General features: G+C 65.0%; 7 protein-coding genes and 6 pseudogenes. 6 read left to right on the forward strand and 7 right to left on the reverse strand.

Translation table 11 applies throughout. From position 1 onward, the window contains the following. Nucleotides 1-72: 72 nt before the first annotated feature. Nucleotides 73-1,404, forward strand: a pseudogene (locus tag CEB94_RS32970) (NF041680 family putative transposase). Nucleotides 1,405-2,682: 1,278 nt separating this feature from the next. Beyond that, nucleotides 2,683-3,294, forward strand: coding sequence for an ATP-dependent Clp protease proteolytic subunit (locus CEB94_RS32975; RefSeq protein WP_281292588.1), 612 nt, complete (start codon nucleotides 2,683-2,685; stop codon nucleotides 3,292-3,294). A 39-nt stretch (nucleotides 3,295-3,333) separates the two neighbouring features. Here the strand turns inward: CEB94_RS32975 and CEB94_RS32980 are convergent. After that, nucleotides 3,334-3,679, reverse strand: a pseudogene (locus tag CEB94_RS32980) (transposase family protein); the annotation flags it as partial. Here CEB94_RS32980 and CEB94_RS32985 point away from each other — a divergent pair. Together CEB94_RS32985 and CEB94_RS32990 are read left to right on the forward strand one after the other, a co-directional pair. Next, nucleotides 3,644-4,069, forward strand: coding sequence for an IS110 family transposase (locus CEB94_RS32985; RefSeq protein WP_484422083.1), 426 nt, complete (start codon nucleotides 3,644-3,646; stop codon nucleotides 4,067-4,069). The pseudogene CEB94_RS32980 and the gene CEB94_RS32985 sit on opposite strands and share 36 nt — an antisense overlap. A gap of 43 nt (nucleotides 4,070-4,112) precedes the next feature. Continuing rightward, a pseudogene (locus CEB94_RS32990) lies at nucleotides 4,113-5,285 on the forward strand (IS3 family transposase). A 37-nt stretch (nucleotides 5,286-5,322) separates the two neighbouring features. Here the strand turns inward: CEB94_RS32990 and CEB94_RS32995 are convergent. Next, a complete protein-coding gene (locus CEB94_RS32995) occupies nucleotides 5,323-6,093 on the reverse strand; it encodes an IS5 family transposase (RefSeq protein ID WP_175437259.1) in 771 nt (256 codons plus the stop codon). Between the two features lie 364 nt (nucleotides 6,094-6,457). Between CEB94_RS32995 and CEB94_RS33000 the strand changes: the two are divergent. Next, a pseudogene (locus CEB94_RS33000) lies at nucleotides 6,458-7,257 on the forward strand (IS5 family transposase). Here CEB94_RS33000 and CEB94_RS33005 read toward each other — a convergent pair. From CEB94_RS33005 to CEB94_RS42325, 4 genes and pseudogenes are all read right to left on the reverse strand, one after another. After that, a complete protein-coding gene (locus tag CEB94_RS33005) occupies nucleotides 7,229-7,564 on the reverse strand; it encodes an ankyrin repeat domain-containing protein (RefSeq protein ID WP_175435635.1) in 336 nt (111 codons plus the stop codon). The pseudogene CEB94_RS33000 and the gene CEB94_RS33005 overlap by 29 nt on opposite strands. Before the next feature lie 343 nt (nucleotides 7,565-7,907). Further along, complete coding sequence (locus CEB94_RS33010; protein ID WP_175435636.1) at nucleotides 7,908-8,729, reverse strand: SDR family NAD(P)-dependent oxidoreductase; 822 nt, start codon at nucleotides 8,727-8,729, stop codon at nucleotides 7,908-7,910. A gap of 230 nt (nucleotides 8,730-8,959) precedes the next feature. Further along, a pseudogene (locus CEB94_RS33015) lies at nucleotides 8,960-9,370 on the reverse strand (transposase); the annotation flags it as partial. Between the two features lie 263 nt (nucleotides 9,371-9,633). Next, nucleotides 9,634-10,119, reverse strand: a complete 486-nt coding sequence (locus CEB94_RS42325) for a VOC family protein (RefSeq protein ID WP_175435637.1) — start codon at nucleotides 10,117-10,119, stop codon at nucleotides 9,634-9,636. Here CEB94_RS42325 and CEB94_RS33025 point away from each other — a divergent pair. Continuing rightward, a complete protein-coding gene (locus CEB94_RS33025; RefSeq protein WP_425472510.1) occupies nucleotides 10,043-11,035 on the forward strand; it encodes an IS630 family transposase in 993 nt (330 codons plus the stop codon). The genes CEB94_RS42325 and CEB94_RS33025 overlap by 77 nt on opposite strands. Before the next feature lie 156 nt (nucleotides 11,036-11,191). Here CEB94_RS33025 and istB read toward each other — a convergent pair. Further along, nucleotides 11,192-11,960: pseudogene (istB, locus tag CEB94_RS41975) on the reverse strand (IS21-like element helper ATPase IstB). Nucleotides 11,961-11,970: the final 10 nt, after the last annotated feature.

Consider the following 11,970-nt stretch of genomic DNA (forward strand, 5'->3'; position numbering starts at 1 on the left):
CTACCCGGTGTCAGCACCGACTATGGGCCAGAGCCAGTCCCAGTCACGAAGCACGAGAGAACGGCCGCTTCTATGAGTCTCCCGGTCCACGCGCCCGCGGGCGAGGCGTTCGATGTCTTGTCCCGCTTTCGGGTCGAGTTCTACGAGTGCCTTTACGCCCGCGCGGATGCACTCTTCGAGCTCACGGACGCCGTGCTGTGTGCAGACGGGCCGGTGAAGACGCTGGTCGAGTTGTCGCTGGCGGTCGAGTACCGGCGCGGGCACGGGGCGATGAACGCGGCGTTGGACCGGGGCCGGCTGGAGCCGGCGCGGTTGCGGCGCGCGCTGGCGGGCCTGCTGCTGCCCAGGGCGGCCGACGGGCGGATCGTGCTGGCTGTGGATGTGAGCAACCGGCTCCGCCCCGACGCCCCGACCAGCGAGGACCGGCTGTTCTGCCACGTCTACGGACGCGGAGCCCGCAGCCGGGACCAGTTCGTGTCGGGCTGGCCGTATACTCCTTCGTCGCCGCTCGGAGACCGACCGGACCTCCTGGGTCGCGTTGCTGGGTGCGGTGCGCCTCGGGCCGGCCAACGACGCGACCATTGTTAACGCCGCCCAACTACGCGACGTCGTCGAGCGGTTGATCCAGTCCCAGCAGTGGAGCGCGGCTGATCCGGAGATCTGGATCGTCATGGACTCGAGCTACGACATCGCCTACCTTTCCCATGCCCTGGCGGACCTGCCGGTCGTCCTGGTCGGACGCCTGCGCTCGGACCGCGTCATGCTCCGTGTCCCCGGCCCCGCCCGCTCCGGGCCCAAGGCGGACGGCCGCGCCGGCACGGCGGCGTCCTGATCTTCGCCAAGCCCGACAGCTGGGCACGAACCCGAGGTCACCACGGTCACGGACACCACCCGCTACGGCAAGGCCGAGGCGATGAGCTGGGACCGGATACACCCGCGGCCCACCCACCGCGGCGCCTGGCTGAACCACACGAAAGAGGAACTGCCCCATCCTGCACGGCACGTTGATCCGCCTGAGGGTCGAGCACCTGCCGAGCGACCGCGACCCGAAACCGGTCTGGCTGTGGTGATCGGCCGCAGCCGCCACGCCGACGGACGGTGTACCACTGGTGGCAGTCCCTCCTGCGCAGATTCGACCTCGAGCACACCTTCCGGCTCATGAAAGAGACCCTCGGCTGGACCGCCCCGAAGGTCCGCCACGCGGACACCGTCGACCTGTGGACCTGGCTCATCATCGCCGCCCACACCCAGCTCCGCCTCGCCCGACCCCTCGCCGAGGACCTCCGCCGCCCCTGGGAACGACCGGCCGAGCCTCGCCGACTCACCCCTACGGGGTCGAAGAACAAACACCGGGCCAAGCACCAAGACGTCGTCAAGACAGTCAAACGCGCCGAGTCAATCTAGGAACACCAAGCCCGCCCACGCTAAACGCCAAGCTTAGGCGTAGGTCGTGCCGACGGAGATGCCGAAGCGAAAGCGAGTTGGACGAGGTCTTGCCTGCGGAGGCGCAGCAGCCGACCAGGGCACGCTGGTGCGGCCGGAAGCATGCAACGGCGGTGCCCCTCGGGTAACGATCCCCATCGGGTAACGATGAGCATGTTGACCCACTTGATGTTGCGGGCCAGGAGGTTGTTGACGCTGGCCGTACGGGGCCGCAGCAGTCGGACTTGCTCCGCGCAAACGGTGCCGTGACCCATCGAGAGGCGGTTACCCACCATCTCGCGGCTTCGGCGCTGATGGCCGGTACGTCGTGGCCGTGAGCTTGGTGAGCCTGCCTCGTTCGCGCGGAGCGAAGAACACGTCGACCGATCCTTGCCCGCTTTACCCTGAAGGCCAGCGGACTTGAGGCCCACTGCTCCATGTGGGCGCCCCCCTTGCTCCGCAACGAGGGGAGCGCTCAGCGATGTCTCCTTTGACCCGATGAACAGAGGTGAATATGAACGGCAGTTGACAATGGAGACGCTTGCATGCCATGAGGCATCACTGTAGGATGCAACGTACGCCGTACAGGAGGTAAGTGCGTGACCCATCCAGCATCTTCTCTGCGGCGCTGGCAGGTTGTGAGCTTCTCAAGGTTTCCCAGGTTGACTGGCGTACCAGATGGTACGACCTCACCACGCGTGGTCGCGGGCTTATACGCCAGCAGGACCAACACCGAGTCACAGGTGAAATCATTATCAACTACGTCGGCTTACATCTGCGGCTTGCCAGGTTCGGAGCGCCTGGGAGCTACCAGCGTATCCGCTGATGTCATTTCCCTTCGGTCCCTTGCGGGCCTCATGGTTGAGGGAATCACGCTGGAAGACGCGCGGCAAGGATATACCTTCTTTATCAGCTTTCCCGTCGTAGCCGCTCGCCTTGCTGCGGCGATCATTTTTTCGCGCCGTTGCCGAGATTTTTATGGCTCGAATCAGCAACCTTGGCGGCGCTCATTTCCCTTGAACCGACCACTGATGGACCCAGTGCTGCGGCATCTAGTGTTTGCGCTCTTTGAAATTTGCCGACCACGTGGCCCATCAATCGAGATGTCAATAACCTCCTCGCGTAAAGAATACCTCTCTACCACACCAAGCAGATTCTCCAGAGGGCGAAATCACGCATACCGACCTCCAGGAAATCAAAAGGCAGACCACCTGTGACTGGCCACGAGTATCAGAACGGTAAGGAGTTACAGTGAAGGACATTAAGGAACTGACGGGTCGCACCCTCGGCGCATCACGGTGGAACCTGAACGACCAGGTAATGCATCGCCTCATGGACGAGCGTATTATTATGCTGGGTCAAGAGGTCGATGACGCCGGAAGCAATGCGATTTGCTCGCAACTGCTTCTGTTGGCAGGAGATTCCCCTCGCGACATCAGCCTTTATATCAACTCACCGGGTGGGTCCGTCACCGCGGGAATGGCTATCTACGACACCATGAACTACATCGAGAACGATGTAGTCACAGTAGCGATGGGGACCGCAGCCTCGATGGGCCAATTCCTCCTGACTGCGGGCACCCCAGGCAAGCGCATCGTTCTGCCTCATGCGGAAATCCTCATGCACCAGCCCTCTGCCGGTCTCGGCGGCTCTGCCAGTGACATCAAGATTCATGCCGAGCGACTCATTCGTGTCAAAAAGCGCATGATTGACATCACGGCTCAGCACACCGGACGGACTGTCGAGGAGATTAAGCGGGATTCAGACCGCGACAGGTGGTTCTCCGCTGACGAAGCAGTCGAGTACGGCCTCGCCGACAGGGTTGAATATGTAGCCGCTACCGTTCCTGGCAATATCGGGGCAGCGAAGTAGTTTCGCGTCTGACGCCTACTGACTGAGCCCTTTCCTACCTCAGGCTGACGTGGCCAAGTGGAGGGCCAGGACCGCCTTCACGACGTCGGTGATGCGGGTCGTGCTGCAACGGAGCTTTCGCGGCAGGCGCCACTGCTTCAAGGTGGCTATGGCCTGCTCACCGACGGCGCGGATCCAGGCGCGGGAGACGTTGACAGCCCGCTGACCGGCGAACAACTCGTTCCACCGGCCGCGGTGGGGAACACGGATTGTGCCCCGCGCACCCTGGTAGCCCTTGTCGGCCCAGCAGCGGATGGCCGAGCTGGTCAGGGCGTCGACGATGCCGTCGTGCGCGGACCCCCTTGATGTCGTGGATGGTGCCGGGCAGCGCAGGCGAAGTCCACAGTGTCGGCCGAACGGATCGGACTGCCAACTCCTGGCGCGGGTACGCATTTTCGGCGCCCTGCGTCGAGCGGGTGTGGAATGCACCGGTTCCTACGGAGCAGCCTTGGCACGCTTCCTGAGCCGGGAGAACGTCCAGGTCGTCGAGGTGAATCAGCCCGACCGCGCCATGCGCCACAAGCACGGCAAGACCGACGCCGTCGATGCGGAGGCCGCCGCCCGCGCCGTGCTGTCCGGGCACGCTGACGTCACGCCCAAGACCTGCGAGGACCCAGCGGCCGACATGCGCGTGATGCGACTGGCGAGGGAGTCAGCCGTCAATGCCCGCACACAGGCGAAGAACCAGCTCAAGGCCGTCGCTGCTCGGTGTCGAACGGGACTGCTGTACGGATAGGTGACACTTGACCTGGCTTGCTGAGAGGCGGCCCGGAAGGATGTTGCCCAAGCCTCATCCAACGGAGTTCCGCGAGGACGTCGCGCGGGTCGCACGCAACCGTGGGCCCGGCGTCACGCTGGAACAGATCGCCGCCGACTTCGGCGTCCACCCGATCACGCTGTCGAAGTGGCTGCGCCGCGCTGACACCGATGAGGGCGCCAGGCCCGCGACGGCGTCGGTGAGTCGGCCGAGCTGCGCGAGGCCCGCAAGCGCATCCGGCTGCTGGAGCAGAAGAACGAGGTTCTGCGGAGGGCTCCGGCGTATCTGTCGCAGGCGAACCCGCCGTGAAAAGTGATGTATCCGCTCGTCCGCGAGCTGGCCGCCGCCGCTGCCCCTCACCGGGTGCCGGTGGCGGTGACGTGTCGGGTGCTCGGGCTGGCCCGCCAACCCTACTACCGGTGGCTGGCCTCACCAGTCACCGATTTCGAGCTCGCCGAGGCATATCGGGCGAACGCCCTGTTCAACGCGCATCGCGACGATCTCGAGTTCGGTCACCGCTTCCTTCTCGACGAGGCCCGGGCCGCCCGGTGAGTCGATGGCTGAGCGGACCGCCTGGCGGATCTGCAGGGACAACCGCTGGTGGAGTGCCTTCGGCAAGCGCAGAAGGCGTGGTAAGAACGTCAAGGCCGGGCCGCCTATTCATGATGATCTGGTGCGGCGGGACTTCACCGCAGCCGGGCCGAACCGGTTGTGGCTGACGGACATTACCGAGCACACAACCGGCGAGAGCAAGCCATTTCTGGGGGGACGTGTACTCCAGCCGCATCGTTGGCTATTCCATCGACGCCCGGATGAAGTCCAGCCTCGCGGTGAGAGCCCTTGAATCCGCGGTGGTCCGTCGCGGCCAGGTCGTTGGAGGCACTGTTTATTCCGACCGCGGGCCTCAGTTCCGCTCACGGAAGTTCGTGTCCGTTCTCGCACGGCAGGACATGGTCGGCTCCATGGGCCGGGTCGGAGCGGCCGGCGACAACGCGGCGATGGAGAGCTTCTTCGCGCTGCTGCAGAACATCGTCCTGGACCGCCGTACCTGGGCCACCCGCCAAAAGCTGCGGATCGCGATCGTTACCTGGATCGAGCGCACCTACCACTGACGCCGGCGTCAAAGATGCCTGGCCCGATTGCCCCCGTCGAGTACGAGACCATCATGAACCCAGCCGCAGCCCTGGCTGCATAAGTGAGCGTTTGATTCTCGCTTGTCTGTTTCATTTGGCTTAGCTGTCGCGCCAGTTGGTGGTGGCTTCGTGGGTGAGGCGGCGGGTCATGAGGTTGATGGCAGCCAGTTGGATCATGGCGGCTGATCGGTGTGGGTGGGTTTCGTAGTCGCGGGCCAGGCGGCGGTGGTGCATGAGCCAGCCGAGGGTGCGTTCGATGACCCAGCGGCGGGGCTGGACGTGGAAGCCGCGGGTGGTGGGGTCGTGTTGGACGATTTCGAGGTCGATGCCGAGGTGGGCGGCTTGTTCTATGGCTTTGGTCTTGTAGCCGTTGTCGGCCCAGGCTTTGGTGATGGTGGGGTGGCGCTGGCGGACTTGGGTCAGAAGTTGGGTGCTGGCGGCGGAGTCGTGGACGCTGGCTGCGGTGACGGCTACGGCTAGCAGGAGGCCGAGGGTGTCGGTGACGATGTGCCGTTTGCGGCCGATGATTTTCTTGGCCGGGTCGATGCCTTGGCTGGTCAGGTGGACGGTGGCGGAGGTTTTGATGCTCTGGCTGTCGATCAGGCAGGCGCTGGGCTCGCTGGTGCGGCCTTCGGCCTGGCGGACTTTGCCGCGTAACAGGCCGGTGAGCTGGTCGAAGATGCCGTCGGCTTCCCAGTGGGCGAAGTAGCCGTAGACGGTCTGGTGGGGCGGGAAGTCGTGGGGCAGGTAGCGCCAGGGGATGCCGGTGCGGTCGACGTAGAGGATGGCGTTCATCAGGGCGCGCAGGTCGTGGGTGGGCTTGCGGATGCCGTTGCGGGCCTGGCGCCAGGCTTCGAGGGTGGGGCGGATGAGTTCCCAGCGGGCGTCGGATAGGTCGCTGGGGTAGGGCCCCGTGAGGGCTGCATGATGCCTGGGTAAGGGGTGGAGGCCGGCCTGAGCAGGGCGTGTGCGGGAGTGTCGGTTGCGTGAGGGCGTGCGTTTTCAATCTCGCGTGAACCGGTGGATTTCTAAATGAGACAGGAGCTCTTGTATGGAAACCGGCGCATGACTGGTCTACGGATTGCCGCAGACGCCATCTTTCCGGCGGATCGCTTGGGCCGGTGCTCATGCCTGGCCCCTAGAAATCATCACGAACTACCTGACAAGCGAATCAAACGCTCACTAAGAAGTCATCTCATTTGGCTGCCTCGATAGGCTGTGGTTCGTGGCGGGGATCGTTGAGCGGCTGGTGCCGGACGAATTGTGGGAGTTGTTCCAGCGGGTGGTGCCGGAGGCGCTTCGCGGCCTCAGGGCGATGGACGCCGCCGGCATGGAGACCGGGAAATGCTGGCCGCGATCGTGTTCGTGGCTACCTCGGGCTGCACGTGGCAGCAGTCGCCCGCTGCGTCGTTCGGCCCGTCGGGGGCGACGGCTCACCGCCGTTTTGCCGAGTGGTCGAAGGCTCGGGTATGGGCCAAGCTCCATCGCCTGGTCCTCGACGAGCTCGGCTCGCGCGGCGAGTTGGACTGGTCTCGCTGCGCGATCGACTCGGTGAACATGCGGGCCCTGAAAGGGGGGACCTGACGGGCCCGAATCCTGTCGACCGGGGCAAGTACGCATCGAAGATCCATTTGATCACTGAGCGGACGGGTCTGCCTCTGTCCGTCGGAATCTCGGGGGGCGAACCTGCACGACAGCCAGGCACTGATGCCGTTAGTGAAGGGCAGACCTCCGGTCCGTTCCCGCCGCGGGCGGCGGCGACGCAGGCCGGACAAGCTTCACGCAGACAAGGGCTACGACTACTCTCACCTGCGCCGATGGTTACGAGGTCGTGGCATCAGGCACCGCATCGCCCGCAAGGGGATCGAGACCTCGCAGCGGCTTGGCCGCCACCGCTGGACCATCGAGCGAACCATGTCTTGGCTCGCCGGCTGCCGCCGCCTCCATCGCCGCTATGAGCGCAAGGCCGAGCACTTCCTCGCCTTCACTAGCATCGCCTGCACCCTCATCCGTTATCGGCGGCTCGTCTGCTGATGTGGGCCTGCAGCAGTTTCACGGCCAGGTCGTGGCCGTAGTGATTGGCCGTGTCCATGGGTGTGCGGCCGTCTGGGTCTGCGAGCTCCGGATCAGCCCCGAAGGCCAGCAACACGGCCGTGGTATGCACCGTCAACGGCTGCCCGCTCTGCAGGGAGCCATCACCCTCGGCGTCGATTGCGTGCGTCAGCAGCGTCATGTTGCTGAAGACCTCGTCGGGATCGGAACCAGCGGCCAGCAACCGGGCCAGGGCCTCAGCATCCTCCTGCTCGACCGCTTGATGCGCGGGCGTCCAGTAGTCGCTCACTACGACATTCAACCGTCCCCACAGCACGCCTGCCAGCGGCTACCTACGTCATCAGCCACCAATTGAGATGACGTCTAAACCCCGCTGTCACCCAATCCTCCAGCAGTCCCGTCCTTGCGCGGCCGCCCCTCACCGGACCACACCACGATCCGTGCACGAAGCGCCACATCGGTCGAGAACATCCAGTAACCGTGCCAACTCTCGCGGGTTCTGCTATCTGTTCACAGGAGAGTCCATATTGAACTCAACGAACCAACCGGTGGCAGGTTCCACGAACAGGGGCACGAGACATCAGCCTCGACCGCATTGGCCAACGGTGTTCCGATCCATAACAACACCACCGTTAACGTGCTCCAGCGCTCCGGGGCTCGATGCGGAAGTCGAAAGCCAAAGTCCCGGGATCAAGTGCCGTCGCCCCGCCATCGACGTTCAGGACTGCGCCATTGATATAGGAAGCGGCCGAAGACAGCAACCAGCTGACCGCCTCCGCGACTTCGCGCGGCTCACCCGGGCGCCCCAGAGGCAAGGGCTGGGTTGCTTCTTTGTAGGCGGCCTCTGTTCCCCCGTCGCCCAGCCCGAAATCTGCGGCGAAGCGCGCCATCCGCCGGTCGGCCATCTCGCTGCGTACCCAGCTTGGACACACGATGTTGGCACGCAGCCCCTGCCGTCCGTAGTCGACGGCCAGGGAGCGGCAAAGCTGTAGCAGGGCTGCCTTGGAGGTGGCGTACGCGGCATTGCTCGCGCCATTGCGCAGGGCGGACACCGAGGCGACGGCGACGACCGATCCACGAGTCCGGAGCAGGTGCGGGATTGCCGCACGCAGGAGCAGAAGCGGACCGGTGACATTCGTGCGCATCACGTCGTCCCAGTCTTCTAGAGACAGGTCCCCGACGGCACCACTGCGGCCGATGCCAGCGTTGAGGACGAGACCATCGAGTCGGCCGAATGACGTCAGGGCCGCGTTGACAAGGCTGACAGCGGCATCGGGATCACGGACGTCTCCCGGGCAGGCCAGTGCCTCGGTCTCTTCCGCGAGGCGCTGCAACGGCTCGGGCCGCCGTCCGGAGACGACCACCTGGTGCCCCGCCTCCCGTAACAGCCGCGCACATGCTGCCCCGATGCCAGTGCCCCCACCGGTTACAATGGTGACTCGCTGCTCCACCATGTCTATCAGCCTCCCGTCCACTGCGACATCACTCAGAGTCCTTGATCGTACACAAGCATGATCCAAGCCGAACGCCCGGAGCGTCAGTACTTGCTCCGCGTCCGCGATCGCCTGTTGCGCCCGCTCCAATTCGACTTCGAGTTTCTCCCCCCGAACCGCCGCGGCCTTCTACCGCTTCCAGGATCGCCGGGTCTGTCAAACGAGCGGTGTAACCAGCGTGGTTGGGGTTACTAGCGGGCTGTGGAGAGCCGGCCGTCGAAGGTGATGCCGAAGGCGTTCAGAGCGGTCTTCCAGCGCATGGTCCAGCGGGCCTGGCCCTTGCCGGTGGGGTCCAGGCTCATGATGGCCATGTAGACGCACTTCAAGGCGGCGGTCTCGTTCGGGAAGTGCCCACGGGCCCTGGCGTTCACGGACTCGATCGCGTTCGCGGTGCAGACGATGCGGCGGATCTCGGTGTCGAAGCGGAGGAACAGGATGAACTTCCTCCCACGCGTTCTCCCAGAGCCGGACGATCGCCGGGTACTTCTTGCCCCAGGAATCGGCGAACTCGGCGACCGCTCGAGCGCGGCCTCGTCGGTCGGCGCGGTGTAGACGGGCTTGAGGACACGAGCGATCTTGTCCCAGTCCTGGCGGGCGGCATAGCGGAAGGAGTTGCACGGGGAAGCCGTAAAGAATCAACTTGTGGCGTGTCGTTGCTGACGGATGCGAGCAGCGCCGGTGGTGAAGCGGGTCGGGCGGGCGGCAGGGCGATTTCGGCTTCGTGGAGTACGGGTTGGGCGTCGGCGAGGGCGTTGTTGAGGGTGCTGTCGGCGTACGACCAAAGCTCCCCAGCCACGTACGGAGGAACGTCCCCAGCTATGTCGCGGGCAGGAGCACGGCTGGGGATCCTGGTTGTCCCGCCCGGTCAGCCCCTGACAATGCAGAAAGGATGCCCAGCCGGATCGGTTAGGACTCCCCACTTGTCCTCATGCGGCTGGTGATCCGACTTGCCTGCACCCAACTCCAGCAACCGGGCTTCCGCCTCGTCGAGATCCACGACGTCGAAGCAGAGGTGAAGCTGCTGGGGAACGGCCTGATCCGGCCAGCTCGGCGCTCGGTAGTCGTCGACCCGTTGAAAGCCGATGAGGAGTCCGTCCTCGCGGTTGAGACCGGCAAAGTCGGCGTCCGACTTCGGGTGGGGTTCAAGGCCGGTGGCCTGCTGGTATTGATCCGAAACGGTTCGGGTTCTGGGTCGTTGGTGGTGTGTGAGCGATCTGGTGGGGGACGCGCGGCATCTGTCGCCGTCGGCGCAGGAGGCCCTGCGGCTGCGGGCGGTGGCGGCGTTGGTGGCGGGCCGGGACCGTGAAGACGTGGCGGCAGTCTTCGGCGTGTCGCTGAAGGCCGTCGACAAGTGGTGGGCGAAATGGCAGGCCGGTGGCCGGGAGGCGCTGGTCATGCGCCCGCGCGGTAAGCCGGTGGGGGTGCACCAGGTGCTCGGTGAGGCCGAGCAGGGCGCCGTGCGGCAGGCGGTCCTCGATCACCGGCCCTGTGACGTGGGCCTGAGCGGGCAGTTGTGGACGCGGCGGCTGATCGGTGACCTGATCGCGAAGCTGTACCGGGTGCGGCTGACCGAACCGGGGGTGGGCAAGTACCTGAAGCGGTGGGGGCTGTCCTTCCAGCGTCCGGACAAACGGGCCGTCGAGCAGGACCCCGAGGCCGTGTGCCGCTGGCACCAGGAGACCTGGCCGAAGATCCGCGCGAAGGCGAAGGCCGAAGACGGTCAGATCCTCTTCGCCGACCAGATCGGCATCCGATCCGACCAGGTCACCGGCCGCACCTGGGGCGAGAAAGGGAAGACGCCCATCGTGCGGCGGAGCGGGAATCGGTTCTCCGTGAACGCGATGTCGGCGATCAGTACCAAGGGCCGGATGCACTTCATGGTCTTCACCGAGTCCTTCACAGCCGAGGTGATGTGCCGCTTCCTGGACCGGCTGGCCGGCCACTTCGACCACAAGGTCCACCTCGTGGTCGACGGGCACTCCGCGCACCGCTCGAAGATGGTCCGGGACTGGCTCGCCGCCCACCCCGAGGCCGTCGAGCTGCACTTCCTGCCCCCGTACTCGCCCGAGCTGAACCCCGACGAGCTGGTCAACGCCGACCTCAAACACAGCCTGCCCAAGCAGCACCGAGCCCGAGACCAGGCCGAACTCGCCGCGGAGACCCGCCGCTTCTTCCGCCGACGCCAGCGCCAGCCGCACATCGTCCGCGGCTACTTCGGCGGCCCGCACGTCCGCTACGTCCTGGACGAGAACCCAATGAGTTTTTGATCAATAGAACGCCGCCAGAGCCAGTGGATCAGGGCAATCGAGTGTTATCGCACTCAACTTCATCCGCAGGGGCATGGCACCTCCGAGTCGATCGACAGACTTTCCCGATGCACACCTTAAGAGCTGCTAACCAGGCCGGTTTTGGGAACGGGCTTGTCAGGCCACGTCTGTCTCCCGCTCGATGGCCTTGAGCCGGTTCTTGAGCCGGTAGCTCGGTCCGTTGATGGAGATCACGTCGCAGTGGTGGAGGAGGCGGTCGAGGATGGCGGTGGCGAGGACTTCGTCGCCGAACACCTGTCCCCATTCGCTGAAGGTCTTGTTCGAGGTCAGGATGATTGAGCCCTTTTCATACCGCTTTGGGATGACCTGGAAGACCAGGTTCGCTTCTCCGCGTTCGAGATCTCGTAGCCCACCTCGTCGACCACGAGGACGCCGGGCCGCAGATCGGTGCCGAGTTTGTTGGCCAGGCGCCCGGCGGCATCGGCGGCTTTGAAGTTGCGGACCATGTCGTCGAGGCTGGTGAAGTAGACCGAGTAGCCGGCCTGGCAAGCCGCAACGGCGAGAGCGACGGCGATATGCGTCTTGTCCACCCTCGGCGGACCAGGAGAGCCGCGTTCGCCCTGACCTCAACGGACGAGAGGGTAGCGAGGTCCTTTACCTTGCGCGGATCGAGCTCGGGCTGGAAGGAGAAGTCGTACTCATCGAGCGTCTTGTGGTGCGGCAGCCGGGAGAGCCGCAGGCCCTGGCGGAAGCGGCGGTCGTCGCGGACGGCCAGTTCCTCGGAGAGGACCAGGTCGAGGAAGTCGAGGTAGCCCATCTTCGCCTCGTCCGCCCGGCGGGTGAACTCGTTGATGGTTTCCGCGAGGTGGGGCAGGCCGAGCTTGCCGGCCGTCGTGCGGATGCGGTTGCCGGCGAGCTCGCTCAAGACGATTCCT

The sequence above is a fragment of the Streptomyces hawaiiensis genome, assembly GCF_004803895.1.
Lineage (GTDB): Bacteria > Actinomycetota > Actinomycetes > Streptomycetales > Streptomycetaceae > Streptomyces > Streptomyces hawaiiensis.

Excerpts from the sequence above, each read along its gene's own strand:
- CEB94_RS33010 (WP_175435636.1), bottom strand. The coding sequence starts at position 8,729 with ATGGTGGAGCAGCGAGTCACCATTGTAACCGGTGGGGGCACTGGCATC.